19 protein-coding genes and 1 tRNA gene are annotated in these 16,510 nt (G+C 37.3%); 5 read left to right on the top strand and 15 right to left on the bottom strand.

Annotated elements, in window-relative coordinates; genetic code table 11:
• The first annotated feature begins 61 nt into the window (after positions 1–61).
• Together HNP38_RS17485 and HNP38_RS17480 are read left to right on the top strand one after the other, a co-directional pair.
• Positions 62–2,257, top strand: coding sequence for a peptidase domain-containing ABC transporter (locus tag HNP38_RS17485; protein ID WP_184191971.1), 2,196 nt, complete (start codon positions 62–64; stop codon positions 2,255–2,257).
• A 55-nt stretch (positions 2,258–2,312) separates the two neighbouring features.
• On the top strand, positions 2,313–3,617 hold the full coding sequence (locus tag HNP38_RS17480) for an HlyD family secretion protein (RefSeq protein WP_184191969.1): 1,305 nt from the start codon (positions 2,313–2,315) through the stop codon (positions 3,615–3,617).
• 60 nt (positions 3,618–3,677) lie between these two features.
• Here HNP38_RS17480 and HNP38_RS17475 read toward each other — a convergent pair.
• The 7 genes from HNP38_RS17475 to greA all read right to left on the bottom strand — a co-directional run bounded on the left by HNP38_RS17475 (position 3,678) and on the right by greA (position 9,586).
• Positions 3,678–3,751, bottom strand: a tRNA-Met gene (locus HNP38_RS17475).
• Positions 3,752–3,795: 44 nt separating this feature from the next.
• The gene (locus tag HNP38_RS17470; RefSeq protein ID WP_184191967.1) at positions 3,796–5,082 is read right to left on the bottom strand and encodes a TlpA family protein disulfide reductase; all 1,287 of its coding nucleotides are present in this window, start codon (positions 5,080–5,082) and stop codon (positions 3,796–3,798) included.
• A 60-nt stretch (positions 5,083–5,142) separates the two neighbouring features.
• The gene (locus tag HNP38_RS17465) at positions 5,143–5,367 is read right to left on the bottom strand and encodes a signal peptidase (RefSeq protein WP_194299366.1); all 225 of its coding nucleotides are present in this window, start codon (positions 5,365–5,367) and stop codon (positions 5,143–5,145) included.
• 5 nt (positions 5,368–5,372) lie between these two features.
• Positions 5,373–7,370, bottom strand: coding sequence for a T9SS type A sorting domain-containing protein (locus HNP38_RS17460; RefSeq protein ID WP_184191965.1), 1,998 nt, complete (start codon positions 7,368–7,370; stop codon positions 5,373–5,375).
• Positions 7,371–7,454: 84 nt separating this feature from the next.
• Positions 7,455–8,642, bottom strand: a complete 1,188-nt coding sequence (gene clpX / locus HNP38_RS17455) for an ATP-dependent Clp protease ATP-binding subunit ClpX (RefSeq protein ID WP_184191963.1) — start codon at positions 8,640–8,642, stop codon at positions 7,455–7,457.
• Positions 8,643–8,705: 63 nt separating this feature from the next.
• On the bottom strand, positions 8,706–9,095 hold the full coding sequence (locus tag HNP38_RS17450) for an HIT family protein (RefSeq protein WP_184191961.1): 390 nt from the start codon (positions 9,093–9,095) through the stop codon (positions 8,706–8,708).
• 20 nt (positions 9,096–9,115) lie between these two features.
• Entirely contained in the window at positions 9,116–9,586 is a 471-nt protein-coding gene (gene greA / locus HNP38_RS17445) for a transcription elongation factor GreA (RefSeq protein ID WP_184191959.1), read from the bottom strand.
• Between the two features lie 109 nt (positions 9,587–9,695).
• Between greA and HNP38_RS17440 the strand changes: the two genes are divergently transcribed.
• From HNP38_RS17440 to HNP38_RS17430, 3 genes are read left to right on the top strand one after another with little or no spacing between them, the layout of a single operon-like run.
• The gene (locus HNP38_RS17440) at positions 9,696–10,148 is read left to right on the top strand and encodes a hypothetical protein (protein WP_184191957.1); all 453 of its coding nucleotides are present in this window, start codon (positions 9,696–9,698) and stop codon (positions 10,146–10,148) included.
• 1 nt (position 10,149) lies between these two features.
• Entirely contained in the window at positions 10,150–10,599 is a 450-nt protein-coding gene (dtd, locus tag HNP38_RS17435) for a D-aminoacyl-tRNA deacylase (RefSeq protein WP_184191955.1), read from the top strand.
• An 8-nt stretch (positions 10,600–10,607) separates the two neighbouring features.
• On the top strand, positions 10,608–11,735 hold the full coding sequence (locus HNP38_RS17430) for a serine hydrolase domain-containing protein (RefSeq protein WP_184191953.1): 1,128 nt from the start codon (positions 10,608–10,610) through the stop codon (positions 11,733–11,735).
• A 54-nt stretch (positions 11,736–11,789) separates the two neighbouring features.
• On the opposite strand, the gene HNP38_RS17425 is transcribed toward HNP38_RS17430, so the two are convergent.
• The 8 genes from HNP38_RS17425 to HNP38_RS17390 are packed head-to-tail and all read right to left on the bottom strand — an operon-like array spanning position 11,790 to position 16,454.
• Positions 11,790–12,302, bottom strand: coding sequence for a hypothetical protein (locus tag HNP38_RS17425; RefSeq protein ID WP_184191951.1), 513 nt, complete (start codon positions 12,300–12,302; stop codon positions 11,790–11,792).
• Between the two features lie 52 nt (positions 12,303–12,354).
• Positions 12,355–12,894 (bottom strand): hypothetical protein, encoded by a 540-nt coding sequence (locus HNP38_RS17420; protein WP_184191949.1) that lies wholly within the window; start codon positions 12,892–12,894, stop codon positions 12,355–12,357.
• Between the two features lie 58 nt (positions 12,895–12,952).
• Complete coding sequence (locus HNP38_RS17415) at positions 12,953–13,600, bottom strand: DUF1361 domain-containing protein (protein ID WP_228461090.1); 648 nt, start codon at positions 13,598–13,600, stop codon at positions 12,953–12,955.
• A gap of 48 nt (positions 13,601–13,648) precedes the next feature.
• Entirely contained in the window at positions 13,649–15,019 is a 1,371-nt protein-coding gene (locus HNP38_RS17410; protein WP_184191947.1) for a DUF4153 domain-containing protein, read from the bottom strand.
• A 17-nt stretch (positions 15,020–15,036) separates the two neighbouring features.
• The gene (locus tag HNP38_RS17405; RefSeq protein ID WP_184191945.1) at positions 15,037–15,330 is read right to left on the bottom strand and encodes a hypothetical protein; all 294 of its coding nucleotides are present in this window, start codon (positions 15,328–15,330) and stop codon (positions 15,037–15,039) included.
• 11 nt (positions 15,331–15,341) lie between these two features.
• Entirely contained in the window at positions 15,342–15,827 is a 486-nt protein-coding gene (locus HNP38_RS17400; RefSeq protein ID WP_184191943.1) for a Coq4 family protein, read from the bottom strand.
• Between the two features lie 18 nt (positions 15,828–15,845).
• Positions 15,846–16,133, bottom strand: coding sequence for a hypothetical protein (locus tag HNP38_RS17395; protein ID WP_184191941.1), 288 nt, complete (start codon positions 16,131–16,133; stop codon positions 15,846–15,848).
• A 33-nt stretch (positions 16,134–16,166) separates the two neighbouring features.
• The gene (locus tag HNP38_RS17390; protein ID WP_194299364.1) at positions 16,167–16,454 is read right to left on the bottom strand and encodes a hypothetical protein; all 288 of its coding nucleotides are present in this window, start codon (positions 16,452–16,454) and stop codon (positions 16,167–16,169) included.
• Positions 16,455–16,510 lie beyond the last annotated feature (56 nt).

Genomic DNA, 16,510 nt, shown 5'->3' with positions numbered 1-16,510 from the left:
AAAAATGCAGGAATGTGAAAATTATTTATTATTTTGTTTAAAATTTTAAAGGCTATCCTAATTGAAGAAGTTTCCTTTTTATAAACAGCCGGATGCTAAGGACTGTGGTCCCACATGCCTTAGAATTGTCAGTAAATATTATGGCAAAAGTATTTCTTTGCAGCAGATCCGTAACCTTTCGGAAACCACAAGAGAAGGAAGCAGCCTGCTGGGACTAAGTGATGCCGCAGAAGATTTAGGCTTCCGGTCAATGGTGATACAGATAGACTTCAACACCCTTGCGGAGGAAGTTCCCTTCCCTTGTATTGCACACTGGAACAAGAATCATTTTGTAGTCGTCTATAAAATTCATAAAGGAGGCAATAAGGTTTATATTTCAGATCCAAGTTATGGGCTGATTGCCTATACCCGTGAAGAGTTTATAAAATCCTGGATAGGCGAAAATGCTGATGAAAATACAGAAGAAGGTATCGTAATGCTCCTTGAGACCACACCGGCTTTCTTTCAGACTGAATTTGATGATACGGAAAGCAAAGCAAGCTTTTCTTTTCTATCAAAATACCTATTAAAGTATAAATCGTTAGTCATTCAGCTTGCAGTCGGGCTGCTGGCTGGGAGCTTATTGTCTCTCATCTTCCCTTTCCTCACCCAAAGTATTGTAGATGTCGGGATACAGAACCAGGATCTCAATTTTATTTATCTGGTCCTTCTGGCTCAGATCATGCTTTTCATAGGGCGAATGGGCATTGAAGTCATCCGGAGCTGGATTTTGCTTCACCTTTCGGCAAGGATCAATATTTCTATTATTTCAGATTTCTTTATTAAACTGATGAAACTTCCCATCAGCTTTTTTGATACCAGAATGACCGGAGATATTATGCAGAGGATCAATGATCATCATAGGATAGAACAGCTTCTGACAAGCTCATCTTTAAATACATTATTCTCATTGGTTAACCTGATCATCTTCAGTATCGTGCTGCTGTTTTATGATTACAGACTTTTCTTTGTTTACCTGGTGGGAGCTGTATTATATATCGGATGGATCAGCTTTTTCCTAAAAAAAAGAAAAGAACTGGATTATAAAAGATTTTCCCAGGTTTCCCAGGAGCAAAGCAAAGTTATTGAGCTGATCAACGGAATGCAGGAAATAAAAATGCATAATGCAGAGAAACAAAAACGATGGGACTGGGAATTTCTTCAGGTAAAATTATTCAAGATCAGGATTAAATCCCTTTCTCTGGAACAATGGCAGTCTGTGGGAGGTAATTTCATCAATCAGATGAAAGATATTTTAGTAAGCTTCCTTTCAGCCAAACTGGTTCTCAGCGGAAATCTTACATTGGGAATGATGCTTTCTGTACAGTACATTATCGGTCAGCTTAACAGCCCTTTATTACAGCTCATAGATTTTATCAAACAAACCCAGGATGCAAAGATCTCTCTGGAAAGACTGGGAGAAATTCATGATAAAGATGATGAAGAGAACAAAGATGAGCAGTATGCATCTGAAATTCCTGAGAAAGATATCGAAATTGAAGATGTCTCTTTCAGATATATCGGCTCGGATGCATTTGTATTTGAAAATTTGAATTTAAATATCCCTTATCAGAAAACGACAGCCATCGTAGGAGCCAGCGGCAGCGGAAAAACTACCCTTTTAAAATTACTGATGAAATTTTATGAACCTAATGAAGGAGAAATAAAACTCGGAAATACCAAGCTTAAAAATATTTCGCCAAGACACTGGAGAGATCATTGTGGAGTTGTGATGCAGGAGGGATATATATTCAATGATACTATCGCTAATAATATTACAGTAGGTGAAGATTATGTCGATAAACAAAAGCTTAGAAAAGCAGTAGAAATCGCCAACATAAAAGACTTTATCGAAGGGCTTCCCTTAAGCTATAACACAAAAATAGGAAATGAAGGAGTGGGAGTCAGCGGTGGCCAGAAGCAGAGACTTTTCATTGCAAGAGCTGTCTACAAATCCCCGAAGTATATTTTCTTTGATGAAGCCACCAGCGCACTGGATGCCCACAATGAAAAGATCATCATGGAAAACCTTGAACAGTTTTTTAAAGGCAAAACAGCTATTGTGATTGCCCATAGGCTTTCCACAGTAAAACATGCCGACAAAATTATCGTGCTGGATAAAGGAAAGGTAGTAGAAGAAGGAAATCATGTGGAATTGGTTGCTTTGAAAGGTGAATATTACCGGCTTGTAAAAAACCAACTGGAGCTGGGAAATTGATTTTCTCTCATTTATAATTAATAAAACCTGTGAGGTTTATGAAAAAAATAAAATCTTGGATACTGAAAAAGACATATTAGACAATATAGAATTGCGCTCCGAAAGTGTGCAGGATATTCTTACCCAGCCACCCCATTGGATGATCCGTTGGGGAAATACGATCATACTCATTATCCTCTTGCTTATTCTCTTAATGAGCTACATTATTAAATATCCCGAATTTGTTCCGGCCCCTATTATTGTAACCTCACAAAATCCTCCTGAAAAGCTGGAAGCAAGAACCAATTCTAAAATTGAAAAGATCTTTATCAAAAACCATCAGGAAGTCAAAAAAGACCAGATACTTATGGTTCTTCAATCTACTGCCAGCTATAAAGATGTTCTGGAGCTAAAGAAGCTGATGGACTCCCTCACACCCGATCAGCTGCGTTCATTCCCGGTGAAAACAGCTGCAGGATTTAAACTTGGTGAGCTGCAGGGAGATTATAATAATTTTGCAAAAGCCTTTCAGGAAGAAGAGCTTTTCACAAGGCTGCAACCCTACGCCCCTGAAAATTTAGCAGCCAATCAAAGCCTGTCTGAGTATCGGGTAAGAATTGCAACATTAAAACAGCAGAAAAAACTGGAATCAGACAAATATGAGCTCGCAAAGAAAGGCTATCAACGCTCTCAGGATCTTTTCAATCAAGGTGTGATTTCTGCTTTTGAGCTTGAAAATGAAAAAGTAAAATATCTTCAGGCACAACAAAATCTGGAGAGTATCGATATTTCATTATCCCAGATGGAAGAAAGCATTTCCAACCTCAATAAGACAAGAAGCGGAACAGCCATTAATACGGAGAAAGATAAGATCACTTATTCTTCTGAAACCTTACAGCTATTCGAACAGCTGAGAAGATCTTTAAAACAATGGGAACAAAGCTACCTGATCATTTCCTCCACAGAAGGGGTTGCCAGCTTCCAGCAGTTTTTTGGAGAAAATCAGTTTGTAAAAATGGGAGACCCCATTTTATCTATTTTGCCCAGGAATAAGGAAAGCATGGTAGGAAGGATGTTAGTTCCCGCTACCAATTCAGGTAAGATCACAGCAGGAGAAAAGGTACTCATTAAACTGGATAATTACCGTTTTCAGGAATATGGTATTGTGGAAGGCAAGGTTCAAAACATTTCTCTGTCACCTGATGAGAAAGGGAATTATTACGTAGATGTTATTCTTCCACATGGTTTAAAAACATCTTATAATAAAAATCTGCCCTTCGATAAAGAACTCCGGGGAAATGCGGAAATTGTCACACAGGATCTGAGACTTATTGAAAGATTCTTCTATCAGATCAGAAAACTGCTTGGATATCAGAGCTAGTTGATCCGCTTTTATAAAAAGAAAAAAATAAACCGAAACAAATGTTTCGGTTTATTTTTGTAGCGAAGACGGGATTTGAACCCGTGACCTTTGGGTTATGAATCCAACGCTCTAACCACCTGAGCTACCTCGCCGTTTTGGTGGTGCAAATATATAAATTATTTACTTTCTACCAAAATTATTTAAGCTTAAAATATTCCAAAACATCACCCACATGATTGGGCTTACTGATTATCTTATTGTTAGCATCCAAGATAAAATAGGTGGGAGTTGCATGAATATTATAGGTATCAGTATAACTGCTGTTCCATCCTTTTAATTCAGAATCATTAATCCAAGGGAAGGCTGCAACTTTTTTAGTATAAGCTTCTTTATCCACATCTAGTGATAACCCGATGATCTGCGCATTTTTTGTCTTCAGATCATTGTATTTGGTTAAAAGCTGTGGTAATTCACTTTCACAATGTGAGCATGTTGATGACCAGAAAATAATAATTTTCTGGTCTGCCTTTACATCATACAGAGACTTAGCTGTTGTGTTTAAAGGAGACTGGAATTTATAATTAGGGAAAGCAGCTCCTATTTCTACATTTGAATTCGCTTTAAGGGTAGAAGCGAGCCTGTCAGTGATCGTACACTTCAGGTTTTTAGCAAGAGTCAGGTACTTATCTTTTAACTCATTCATCTCATAGATATCAAAAATATCAATCAGTTCTGATAATACAGTCTGCCCACGCGGAGTTTCTACCTTTAATCTGTCTAAAAGATTGTCTATTGAAGGCCCTACATTGGCATTTCCGCCCGCATTAAGATATGCTACTAACAAAGGCCTCAGCAATGATGATGTTTCAAGCATATCATTGGATTTGTCTATAAAATTGACAATATCTTCTGTTGTGGCTTTAGTACTATTATTAGCTGATAAGAACTTATTATAGTTGGTATTATAATAATAAATAAACGGATGCTGGTTCTGGTCAATATTATCTATTCCTACCGAGAGTCTTCCGATTTCTGATTTTAATGCTTTACCAAAATCGGTAGTATCTTTATAATAATCTTTGATCTGCATTAATGCAGGTAATATCAACTCTTTCTTCTGGGCCCCTTCCTGCAGTCTGTTCATCATATCATTCGCCTCATCCTGATAAACTATATCTTTAATTTTATTGTTCTGGGTTTCCAGCTTTATATTTACATTCTTATTTTCGGAAATAAGGCTAATGGTATTGTTAGTATTGGGAAAGTAGACTTTCATCATCCCCATATAATTCTTAGGGTATTTAAAAGTCCATACACTATTCTTACTTTGCTCTTTAGTAACAATAATGTCTTTTGATCCGTTAAGTGTATATAAAATAGCATCTTGTTCTTTGAAATCTGCAGGTGCCTGAAGGGTAACTGTAAACTGAGCATGCAAAGAGAATGCAGCCAATACTGCTGATAGTATATAAATCTTTTTCATACCGTAAAAATAAAAAAACTCCCCGACTAATCAGGGAGTTTAAAATATTTTAATAAAATTTTATACTTTTTGGCTCTTATACCTTTTTGTATAGTATACAATAAACATAATTGCAACTACAGAAAATATGTAGATATACATATCTATGGGTGATGCAGGTGATCCAGTTCCAGATCCTCCGGTGCTTTTTGCATATGGTGCAGGCGGATCTTCAGCATTGACCAATGAAAAAGCAAAAAGAAAAAGAGCAGGTACTAGTTTATTTATTGTTTTGATAGCTTTCATATTTTTTATTTTAAGATTTTAGTGTTCACAGTTTCTCCATTATCGGCCATAATTCTTACAACATAAGAGTTTTTAATAGAGTTATCTAACTCAATTACAAAATCAGTAGAAGTATTAACAGCTTTTTTAGAGATTACAAGTTTACCACTCATATCATAAACTTCAATGTCTGCCTTTTTCCAATTCGGATCAAATCTAACAACGTAATTTGTAATTTCAGGATTATAAACTACCATTGTTCTTGAAGGTCTAACAGATGTAGCATTGTTATCAGCTATAGCATTCTTGCTAGTTTCTTCTCTGCCAGGCGCACCATAGTACAGATCATATACTGAACTAGCCACAGGAATTACCTGTCCTTGTTTTGCCTGCTCTACAGTTCCGTTCTCTGATTTATAATAGAAACCGGTACCTGAAGACAGCTGATGTGTGCCATCTGCAACTAATTCTGCATTTTCTCTTATTTCAAATTTATAAGACGCAATTTTTTTATTAGTATCGTAATTAACTAATTTAACATTTTTACCTCTGAAATCATTTTCATTAGCCTCATTGATATACAACCAGTATTTAGCAGTATAATCATTGTCATAACCCCCTTGTAAGGCCTCTTCAAAAGTACCAATCATATTGGCTTGGCTCGCTGAAGCCTGAACCGTTGTTGCTACTGAAGTATGATGACCCGTTTTTGCTCTTGAAGAAAGTACATAATAAGTTCTTGCAATTTCTTTACCATTAGCATCCAGTGCAATAACACCAAGCTGCTTCACAGTCTCCCCACCAATTTTGCCTGCATTTTTAGCAGCTACTACACTATAGTTGGTAGATGCATCTCTTACTGTTTCTTTAAATCTTCTTAAAGTATTGAAGTTTAAAGTCTGCGGTGCGTCATTGTTTCTTAATTTTATAACAAATGTCTGCATAGGCTTGATGATAAGTCCTTGATCACCAACCGGAACCCCATTTGTATCAAATGTCGTTATTAAAGCACCCGAGCTAGTAGTAGAACCATCAGCTGCAGTTACAACAGTACCTGCCGTATACCTAACTCCCCAGATATTTCCGATCGCATTCCCATCGGTAGTGCCTCCATTCTCTGTATATCCGATTCTCGATAGATCAATATTAGTTAAGAAAGGATTACCAAATTGGTAAATATTTTTACCATAGCCCTGTGCCCAAGGAGTAGCGACAACTTCAAACTGATCCTGAAGATAGGTGTTATACTTCTCATTATACTGATTAACATTATTACCCGTTGGTCCAAAATTCACATTTCCTCCATTTTGAAGGGTCACGTTGGCCAAAGGGGCGTAAGGTCTACCGTTAAGGGTATACACAGAACCCGTAGGTGTTGGAGCAATAGTAGGTAAAGTTGCCGGTGGAGTACTTGTGTTAAGGTTATTACTTTTGGAACCTAACATATAATAGCTTGAACCGTCACTTGTAGTAGTTGTTGAAGGATAAGCAAAATGGCCAGATACCGCAGTGGTATTGTTCCATCTCAGGATCTCATTTTGTGACCATCTAACTCCCGTGAAAGTTTTACCAAATTCTGTAGATAATGTACTCAACGTCTTACCAAAGAAAGGCAGTGCAATTTGTTGGAAATAATTACCATTACCATGTCTGTCAGTTCGGAATTCCTTACTTACAATACCGGTAACATTAGTTTGTGTCAAGCCATCAATATAGAGTTGTCCATATGTTGACATTGCGTAACTGCCGGGAGTATTAAGTCTTAAAACAATATTACCACCATCCGTTTTTGCTCCTCCGGTTGTGGTAATGGTTCTTAGCGCATCTGATCCCCCGCCTACAATCATTACATTGCCGTGAACATCCAGAATACCAGTACCTCTGGTCTGAACGCCACCACCACTGTAAACCAGGGTACCTTCGCTCACATACATATTAGCATTAGTGTCTACATGACATAATATCTGCGCCTGAACAGAATAACTAAGTGCTAAAAGACCTATAGCAAATAAACTTTTTCTCATTGTATATAAATTATTTGTGTGTTAGTTAATACAATCTTCACCCGCAAAGGTATAATTTTTTTTTTAAAGAAAAAAAATATATTGTTATTTATTAACAAAAATATTATGTTCTGTTAATACAATTTCTTTTTCCTCACCTATTGAAAACATGTGATCTTCAAGCACTTTTTCAGTAGTTCCTCTGAGACCTCTGGCGCCTAATCCTTTCTCAATAGTTTCATCCACTATTTTTTCAATTGCACCATCCGTAAATACCAATTTTGTGCCATCCATTTTAAAAAGCTCCACAAATTGATTGATAATTGAATTTTTTGGTTCTTTCATAATTCTTACCATTGTCTCTTTTGTGAGTTTATCGAGATAAGTGATGATCGGAAATCTTCCCAAAAGTTCGGGAATTAATCCGAAAGAACGAAGATCAATGGCATTAATATTTGTTAATATATAATCCTCTTCATCCACTTTATTGATCTTCTCAGAGCTGAAACCAATAGCCTGTTTATTCATTCTTCTCTCAATGATCTCTTTGATGCCATCAAATGCACCCCCTGCAATAAACAGGATATTCTGGGTATTGACCTGGATATATTTCTGATCCGGATGCTTTCTTCCTCCCTGAGGCGGCACATTCACAATACTGCCTTCCAGCAGTTTCAGCAGCCCCTGCTGTACTCCTTCTCCGGAAACGTCTCTGGTAATACTCGGGTTATCTGATTTCCTCGCGATCTTATCGATCTCGTCAATAAAAACAATACCCTTTTCAGCTTTTTCCACATCATAATCTGCTACCATCAAAAGCCTGGACAATATACTTTCCACATCTTCTCCTACATATCCCGCTTCCGTAAGGATCGTAGCATCCACAATACAGAACGGAACATCCAGTTCTCTCGCTATCGTTTTTGCCAGTAAAGTTTTACCGGTTCCTGTTTCCCCGATCATGATAATGTTTGACTTCTCAAGCTCTACTTCCCTGTTTTCGTCCTGGGCATGAAGCAGCCTTTTATAATGATTATAAACCGCTATGGAAAGTTGTTTTTTAGCCTGGTCCTGTCCAATCACGTATTGATCAAGGAATTCTTTGATCTCTTTTGGTTTTTTAAGCTCTTCTATGGTTTCCGCAGGTGAAAACCCGTTTTTTGAACCGCTGTCTTTTACAATGACATGAGCCTGCTCGATACAGTTCTCGCAGATAAATCCGTTCTGTCCGGAAATCAGCATCTGTACTTCATTTCTTTTTCTGCCACAGAAGGAACATTGATTTGAATTCATAATATAATATGATGTATGTTAAAGAAAATCGTAAAAAATTTCTTTTTTACGACCCTTTGTTTTTTAAGAATTAATAATTGAGTTTTGAATCTCTGTATATTCTTCGTTCGTTAATTTCAATCTTTCATTTCTGAAATTCATTTCTTCCATTTTGTTTAAAGGAATCAGATGAATATGAGCGTGAGGAACTTCCAGTCCTACGACTGCAACTCCTACTCTTACGCAGGGAATTGCATTTTTGATCTTTTTGGCCACCTGCTGTGCAAATCCCCAAAGGTTTTTGTATTCGTCACTTTCCAGATCAAAGATCAGATCCACTTCCTTCTTGGGAACTACTAAAGTATGCCCTTTTACCAGAGGCATTACATCCAAGAATGCTATAAAGTTCTCGTCTTCAGCAATCTTATAGGAAGGGATCTCCCCATTAATGATCTTTGTGAATATAGTACTCATTACTTTTGACTTATAAATTATTATAGAGTAATTTCCAGAACTTCAAAAGACAGTTTGTTACCATTCGGCAGGGTAATTTCTGCTGTTTCGCCTACCGCCTTGCCTAGCAAACCTTTTGCAATTGGGGTATTGACAGATATTTTACCACTCTTCAGGTCACTCTCGTTATCCGGCACCAATGTAAAAACCTGTTCCTGCTTTGTACCATTGTTTCTCAGTCTTACAGTCGTCAGAATGGAAACTTTTGAAGTATCTAATTGGCTTTCGTCTATGATCTTGGAAGTGGAAATAGCATCTTTAAGTTTAGAAATTCTCATTTCCAACATTCCCTGAGCTTCTTTAGCAGCATCATACTCCGCATTTTCAGATAAATCTCCTTTATCTCTTGCTTCTGCAATCTGCTGGGTGATTTTTGGTCTTTCCACAGTTTCCAACTGTTCCAGCTCAGCTTTCATTTTCTCTAATCCCTCCTTTGTTACGTAGCTTGCCATAATTTACAAAATTTAGTTTTAGTATAAAAAAATAATCCGACATTTGTCGGACAATGTTTTCGTGTATTGATCGTTTAATTTTTACAAATATATAAAAATTTAAATTGAAATGAAAAAAACTTTTTCAATCTTATCTATTTTCACCTTATTGATATTCAGCAATTTAACCATAAACTCCTGTGGAAGCAGCGAAGATACCGTAAGCTGCTTTCCGGACAATCCCATCAGTGTAACTTTAAATCTCAATCTTCCGGCATATAACAACCTGAACCAGGCAGGAGGATGGATCTATGTGAATGAGCAGCAATCCGGAACAAGAGGACTTATTATCGTAAGAGCCTCGGATACAGCATTTAAAGTATACGACAGGAATGCTCCCCACATTTGCCCTGACAACAATACCACTCTTGAAGTGAAAGACAATATAAGTGTGATCTGCCCAAAAGATAATGCCACATGGATCCTGCTTACCGGGCAGCCTACTGCTGTGGCATCTGTACCTCCTAAAACCTATACTTATAATTATGATCCGGCAGGGAAAGTCCTAAACGTATATTATTAGTATGAAAGCAGTAATACAAAGAGTTTCCGAAGCGAGTGTAAAAGTTGATGGAAAAACAGTCGGGGAAATTAGTAAAGGCTTAATGCTTTTGATCGGGATTGATGAAACTGATGAGAGAACAGATGCAGACTGGCTTGTCCAAAAAATTCTTAACCTCAGGATCTTTGCCGATGCCGATGAAAAGCTCAATCTTTCCGTGCAGGATATTTCCGGAGAGATCCTGTGCATCAGCCAGTTTACTTTGATCGCTGATTATAAAAAAGGAAACCGTCCCTCTTTCATAAAAGCGGCAAAGCCCGCTAAAGCTGTCCCGCTGTTCGACTATTTTAAGGAAGAAATAGCAAAATCCGGATTAAAAACGGAAAGCGGTATTTTTGGAGCGGATATGAAAGTTTCGCTGATCAATGATGGCCCTGTTACTATTGTTATGGATTCCATTACGAAAAATTAATTCTTGTTATGGATATTCGATTGAAAATTTTTCCGGCGATTATATTCATGCTTCTCCTCTCTGTTTCTTGTTGGGGACAAAGCAGCGATGAGATTTTAAAATCAAAACTGGATTCTGCCTTCTCAGAATTATTCAGTGAGAATGAGCCTGGTGGAAGTATTTTTATCCAACAGGGCAATAAGGTTCTATATGACAGGTCTTTCGGACTGGCTGATCTGAAGACAAAGGAGAAATTCACCAGCAAAACAGTCTCCAATCTGGGTTCCGTTACCAAAACCTTTGTGGCTTACGGGATTTTAATTCTTCAGGAAAAAAGAAAGCTTTCTGTGAACGACCATCTTTTACAATTTTTTCCTGATTTCAAAAATAAAGGGATCGCTTCTAAAATAAAGCTGCAGCACCTTTTAACACACACTTCCGGCCTTCCGGACAGCAGGCAGGTGGAAAAAGACAGCCTGTTTTACCTCACTGCTAAAGATGAAGAGAATTTCAGGCCTTTGCTCTCAACAGATTCGCTGGAATTCGAGCCGGGATCAAAATGGAATTATTCCAATCCGGCCTATAACGGATTAGCCCTGATCATAGAAAAAGCAGGTAAAATGAAATGGCAGCATTTCATCCGAAAAAATATTTTCAGGCCTGCCGGAATGAAAAACAGTACCATAACCGACGGATCTTCTCCCGAAAAAAATGTTGCCCACGGATATATTTTAAAGGATGGAACCTATCAGGAATATGATTATGGTGAATACCCCACTTTTACGGCAGCAGGAAACGGAGGCGTGTGGAGTTCCGTAGAAGATCTTAAAAAGTATATTAGAGCTATCCACGAATGTAAATTTATCAGCTGTGCTGATATTCAGTCATCAAAAACGATACATACACCTGAAAATTGGAAAGATGAAAATCCCATGTTCCATTCTGGTGTATGGTTTGTGCATAATGGCTTCTGGTACAATTATAGAACCGAAGAACAGGTCAGGGTAATTGAACATGCGGGAGATCAGGGCGGTTTCAAATCTCACCTCATCATGATCCCTGAAAAAGATATTTCGATCATCTGGGTTACCAATAATAATAAATTTATCACCGGGCCCATCCGCAGGATATTACTGAAGATGAAATATATCGATTAACTAAAATGCCTTTCAAATTTTTGAAAGGCATTTTTAAAGTGAATGTATTATAAACTAGTTCGCAGGGATACTGCTAAAATTAAGTGCTATTCTTAAGTTCATATCCGAACTTGTCTGGTTTTTCAGCTCATAAACGGTTCTTACGGTAAGCCCGGTGCTTTTCACCACGCTATCTAAAAATCCGCTGTCATTAAGATCCAGATTCAGGCTTGAGGAAGTGGTGGAAATATCTGAACGGGATGCCACAAGCTTTTCTCCTGTTCCGCTGGAGGAAATGTATACTTTTACGGATTTCAGGGCACTCAGATTTCCGCCTGCCGGAGATACTACGGAAACTTTTGCATCAGAAATCCTTACGTCTTTGATCTTTGCATTATTATTACCTCCAAACCAGCTTTGTACGTTGGAAGCTGTTGCGGTAGAGGAAACTTCCTGATTGGCAGGAACTCCCGTGGAAACCAAAACATTGGCTGTATAAGGAAATGTATTCTGAACCAACGACTGAACCGTTCCACAGCTCACAAGTGCAGCCGAAGCCACTACTGCTGTTAAAAAAAGATTTTTCATAATCGTAAACTTTGAAATGTAGTTTGCATAAATTGTACCAAATTGGAAGAACCTACTCTACACTTACCGTAAAGCTTCCTTTTGTATTTCCGGAAGCCATATTGCTTTTCCCGATAATGAGCCATACTTCTCCTTTTCCTGATATTTCATGAGAAATTTCTCTTCCGAACGGGCCGTCATAATCACCGTTCGGCAATTTTATCTGGTTGAAACGGATATTAAAATCTTTTTCATTTGTTGAAATTTTAGCTTTAATTTCCGGCTTTTCGTAATGAGTCAGCTTCAATATCAGCTCCTGCCCTTCTTTGGTAAATTCTTCTCCTAAGGTAAACGGAAGCTGTGAAGCATCTGCCGTTCTTATGATCTGTCCGTTTTTTTCTGTTCTCATCACTCCCTGCCGCAAAACTTCCTTCGTCACGGGAGCATTATTGATGATGGAATCTTTTTCTCTTACAGCAGCAGAATCCATCTGAGATCCGGGAGCCGGTTGTTCTGCAACTGCCATTGAATCTTTATTGACAGTTTCCAAATTATTTGGGTCTTTTTTACAGGCCATCATGATCAATGGGATCAGCAACAAGGACTTTTTCATATAAATTAAATTTGAATAATGGCATGCTAAAATTGTTCCAGAAAGTTCCTGAGAATTTCTAAATCATATCTGTACGGGTAACTATCCGGTTCTCTTTTCTGAAAAGCTTCACCATAAAGTACATGAAATTAAGCATAATTCCCATCAGTAAAGTCACGCCCCATGTTTTTGTATATTCCAAAGGATAAATGAATCGTACAACGATATCATTGAACAGGCCAAAAGGATTGTTTAAAATATCCCAGCTGTTCCACCTCAAAAATCTTCCGAGATACACCCCAAAACTGCTTAAGAACAGGAAGAAAACAACAATAACGCTGATAACAGGTTTTTTAAAATAGGCAGAAAGCATTCTTTCAATATCATTCAGGCTTATAAACCCACATATCAGTCCCGTCCATGCGTAGGAAAGAATAACAATAAGGTCGTACCAGACCGGTATTCTGCTCCTGATTCTCAGATGGAAAAGATCTGTAAGTATATAAGGCGAATTGGGAAAAAACAAGATCCATACCGTAATCATAAGCATCAGTAATATTCTGCTTTTTATATTAAAGACCATAGCAAGTGAAGTGATGATCAAAGGAATCCAGGCCAGAAATAAATTCCAGTTCAGAAAGAAAAATACTTTTGTTTCACTCACATAATACCGAACTACGGAAAGGCTGAAACAGAACAGGGTCATCAGCAGTAACAGCAGAGTCATTTCAAACCGCTGATGTTTTATCAGTTTATTGATCATTTTAAAAGGATGTTATTTAATGGTTTGGTAATATCCTATTTTAGAAAGGAAGCTTTCATTCTGCTGAATTTTCACTTTATCCAGGATTTCTTTTTCAAGCTTTTCATCCTTTTTTTCCCTTGCATAGTTCAGAAGTAGTTTTTCATTGATGTGTATTTCCCTTTTATGATAATCCAATACGAAATCTTTACGTTTCATGTTCTGGGATGTGACGAATCCGCCCCAATTGATATAGCTGCAAACCAAAATAGTTCCATACAAGTACCAGGTCATGGTATTGAACAGGAAAGCATTGGTTTTCTGCTGCTGAATTTTGATAAAAGTAGCCGCCAGGCCAATTAATGATAAAAGTAAAAATGCATATACTCCCAGTCTTTTATAGGTAAATCCGTAATTGATAATATATTCTGAGTTTTTTACGGCTGCTGAAAGAATAAGAACAGCATTAAGGACGATCCATATTTTGGCCAGAACCTTCATTAATCCTGCTTTTGGATCAAAATTGAAACTCGACTTGAAGTAGAACATGATCACAAAAATTGACATCACGATGGACATGATGACCGCTATCACCCTTTCATGGGTTTCATCTGAAAGCTGAGCCGGAGTCTTAACTGCTTCATAAAACTGTTCATAGTTATATGTAACAATAAAGAAAATCAATAAGATGTTCAGTACAAAGAAAGAGATCATCCCGCTCATTCTTTCCGCATCAAGATCGAGGAAGGAATAGGTTGATTTCAGAACCTTGTTTTTATTACTGAAATCATTGTCCAAAATATGGTTGTATTTATAGATGTATTTTTCAACAATATAGTTCCAGAAATTAAAGGCTATGAAGAATCCCAGAACTGTTATACATAATAATTGCCATACATTAATATCCAGCTCAATATTCGCAAAGAAATTGGCGAAATGATCACTTCCTAAGGAATAAATTCCAAAGAAAACGGCCAGAAGAAATAGCGGGATCAGCACAAAAGCCAATATTTTCTGCCACAATCCTGAGACATTTCTTTTGGGCAGCCAATCATCAAAGCTGAAAAATCTGCAGATAAACGTAAAACAATTGAGTATGAAAACCGGAATGAGCAGAAGTATTTTCATTCTCCTGTTTTTGGATCTGTAAGATAGGAGTAAAAGTGAACTTACAACCGCTAAGAAGGAAGGGAAATCCCCATACCAGGCAAAGGCTATACCGGAAAGTATGCTTGTTACAAATAAAAAAAGGAATATTCCTGTCCTATTTTTTCCCGGTGTCCTGTAAAAGGTAAGCAAAGCATAGATAATGCCCAGAATTCCAAGATTAAGCCCTATATTCTCATTGTAAAACAATATGACAAACAAAGCGGTTGTAAGAAATATATAATGATGTGTTTTCATGTTTGAAGATTAAATGATTAAAAAAAATTAAGAAACAGGAAAAAGTATAGTATGGCTATAGGAATATTCATCAGAATAAGAAAAGCTGAATTTCCGTTGGCTTTATTACTTGCGATATCTTTAAGGTACTCCAGAAGCTCATTCAGGAATATCGGGATATTGATAAAAAAAGCCGATATCACATATATGAAACCTATTTCCACAAATGATGTACGCCTTGTGAGAATATATCCTGCCAGAAGCAGGGTTCCCAACAGAAAGGAAAGAAAAAAAGCATATTTCCCTGCAAAACTGAATTTGATTTTTTTCATCGGAATAATTATTAATAAAATACCTGTGTATTCTTCTGCTGGATAAAATCTTTCAAATGCTCAAAATTCTGCCACAGCAAAGCTTCGAAATCCCAGTTATGGAAGGGCCTCATCTTCTGCCCTTTTTTATAGGCTTTTATGTACAATCCCAGATATTCCGGCAGAATCAGTGTTCCCAGTCCTATGGCTGCCAGCAAATGGGCGTTTGCTTTTCCGTTCCCGAGAAGCAGGAACTGCATAGCGATCTCATCCTCGAAATTGGTTCCGCAGCCCGTGATCAGGTGATGTACATCATGGTTTTCCATTTTCGGGATCATCGTGAAACCATGTTTTTTATAGAATTCTCCAAGTTTTCTCCCTAATGAGTCTTCCTGAAATTCCAGCAACTGTTTTTCATTGAATTGCCATTGTCTTTTTTTCTTTTTAAAGTATTTCCTGTATAATTTCTGAGTGTGATCGTACACGAAAAGCAAAAAGCGGACACGCTGTTTTTTCATAATTTATTTTTTTATAGTTTATAATCCAATTAATAAGCTGTATAGAAATATGACGGGGATATTGATCAGGATGATCACAGCCGATCTGAAACACACTTTAAACTGTGTTTCATGATAAGAGCCATAAATAAGCAGATAGAAGAATATTAATGCATTGAGTATTCCTCCATATACCAGCAATAATGCACCCAGTATGGCAAACTCATATATTCTGCCTAAGAAAAATCCGAAAAAGCAGATATTTCCCAACAGGAATGAAATTCCGAAAGTGAATTTTCCTATGTGCATGATTGTTGAGTCTTTCATTTTAATAAATTCTTATTGATCGTTATTTTCCGCCTAACTCCCTGCAAACGGGCTTCCAAATATCCCTACCGCCAGCTCCATCCAGACGAGGACCAGAATTAAAATAATGATCCCGCTGATCAGGATCTTATTTTGTAAGGATCTTTTGCTATTAACGATCATCGTGATGAGAAAAGCTGTACCAAACAACAGAAGTCCTGCTCCCATGAAATCGACAAAAGACCAGTTAAATCCTTCTATAAACAAGTTTCCTAAAAAAGCTGCTCCAAGTAATAAAGCCGGAATTGCATAAATGATTTTTGTTTTTTGCTGTGCTGTCATGATATATATTTTAATTATTATTTATAAAGTACTTTGAAATACAAAGTTTAAAGTCA

This window comes from Chryseobacterium defluvii (assembly GCF_014204415.1).
Lineage (GTDB): Bacteria > Bacteroidota > Bacteroidia > Flavobacteriales > Weeksellaceae > Chryseobacterium > Chryseobacterium defluvii_A.
This window is presented reverse-complemented; position numbering and strand designations above follow the sequence as displayed.

Bases quoted from the DNA above. Each gene is read 5' to 3' on its own strand.
- HNP38_RS17410 (WP_184191947.1), bottom strand. From the start codon at position 15,019: ATGAAAACACATCATTATATATTTCTTACAACCGCTTTGTTTGTCATA.
- HNP38_RS17465 (WP_194299366.1), bottom strand. From the start codon at position 5,367: ATGAAAGCTATCAAAACAATAAATAAACTAGTACCTGCTCTTTTTCTT.
- HNP38_RS17400 (WP_184191943.1), bottom strand. From the start codon at position 15,827: ATGAAAAAACAGCGTGTCCGCTTTTTGCTTTTCGTGTACGATCACACT.
- HNP38_RS17460 (WP_184191965.1), bottom strand. From the start codon at position 7,370: ATGAGAAAAAGTTTATTTGCTATAGGTCTTTTAGCACTTAGTTATTCT.
- clpX (WP_184191963.1), bottom strand. From the start codon at position 8,642: ATGAATTCAAATCAATGTTCCTTCTGTGGCAGAAAAAGAAATGAAGTA.
- HNP38_RS17470 (WP_184191967.1), bottom strand. From the start codon at position 5,082: ATGAAAAAGATTTATATACTATCAGCAGTATTGGCTGCATTCTCTTTG.
- HNP38_RS17395 (WP_184191941.1), bottom strand. From the start codon at position 16,133: ATGAAAGACTCAACAATCATGCACATAGGAAAATTCACTTTCGGAATT.
- dtd (WP_184191955.1), top strand. From the start codon at position 10,150: ATGAAAGCAGTAATACAAAGAGTTTCCGAAGCGAGTGTAAAAGTTGAT.
- HNP38_RS17405 (WP_184191945.1), bottom strand. From the start codon at position 15,330: ATGAAAAAAATCAAATTCAGTTTTGCAGGGAAATATGCTTTTTTTCTT.
- HNP38_RS17415 (WP_228461090.1), bottom strand. From the start codon at position 13,600: ATGACTCTGCTGTTACTGCTGATGACCCTGTTCTGTTTCAGCCTTTCC.
- HNP38_RS17425 (WP_184191951.1), bottom strand. From the start codon at position 12,302: ATGAAAAATCTTTTTTTAACAGCAGTAGTGGCTTCGGCTGCACTTGTG.
- HNP38_RS17420 (WP_184191949.1), bottom strand. From the start codon at position 12,894: ATGAAAAAGTCCTTGTTGCTGATCCCATTGATCATGATGGCCTGTAAA.
- greA (WP_184191959.1), bottom strand. From the start codon at position 9,586: ATGGCAAGCTACGTAACAAAGGAGGGATTAGAGAAAATGAAAGCTGAG.
- HNP38_RS17430 (WP_184191953.1), top strand. From the start codon at position 10,608: ATGGATATTCGATTGAAAATTTTTCCGGCGATTATATTCATGCTTCTC.
- HNP38_RS17440 (WP_184191957.1), top strand. From the start codon at position 9,696: ATGAAAAAAACTTTTTCAATCTTATCTATTTTCACCTTATTGATATTC.
- HNP38_RS17390 (WP_194299364.1), bottom strand. From the start codon at position 16,454: ATGACAGCACAGCAAAAAACAAAAATCATTTATGCAATTCCGGCTTTA.
- HNP38_RS17450 (WP_184191961.1), bottom strand. From the start codon at position 9,095: ATGAGTACTATATTCACAAAGATCATTAATGGGGAGATCCCTTCCTAT.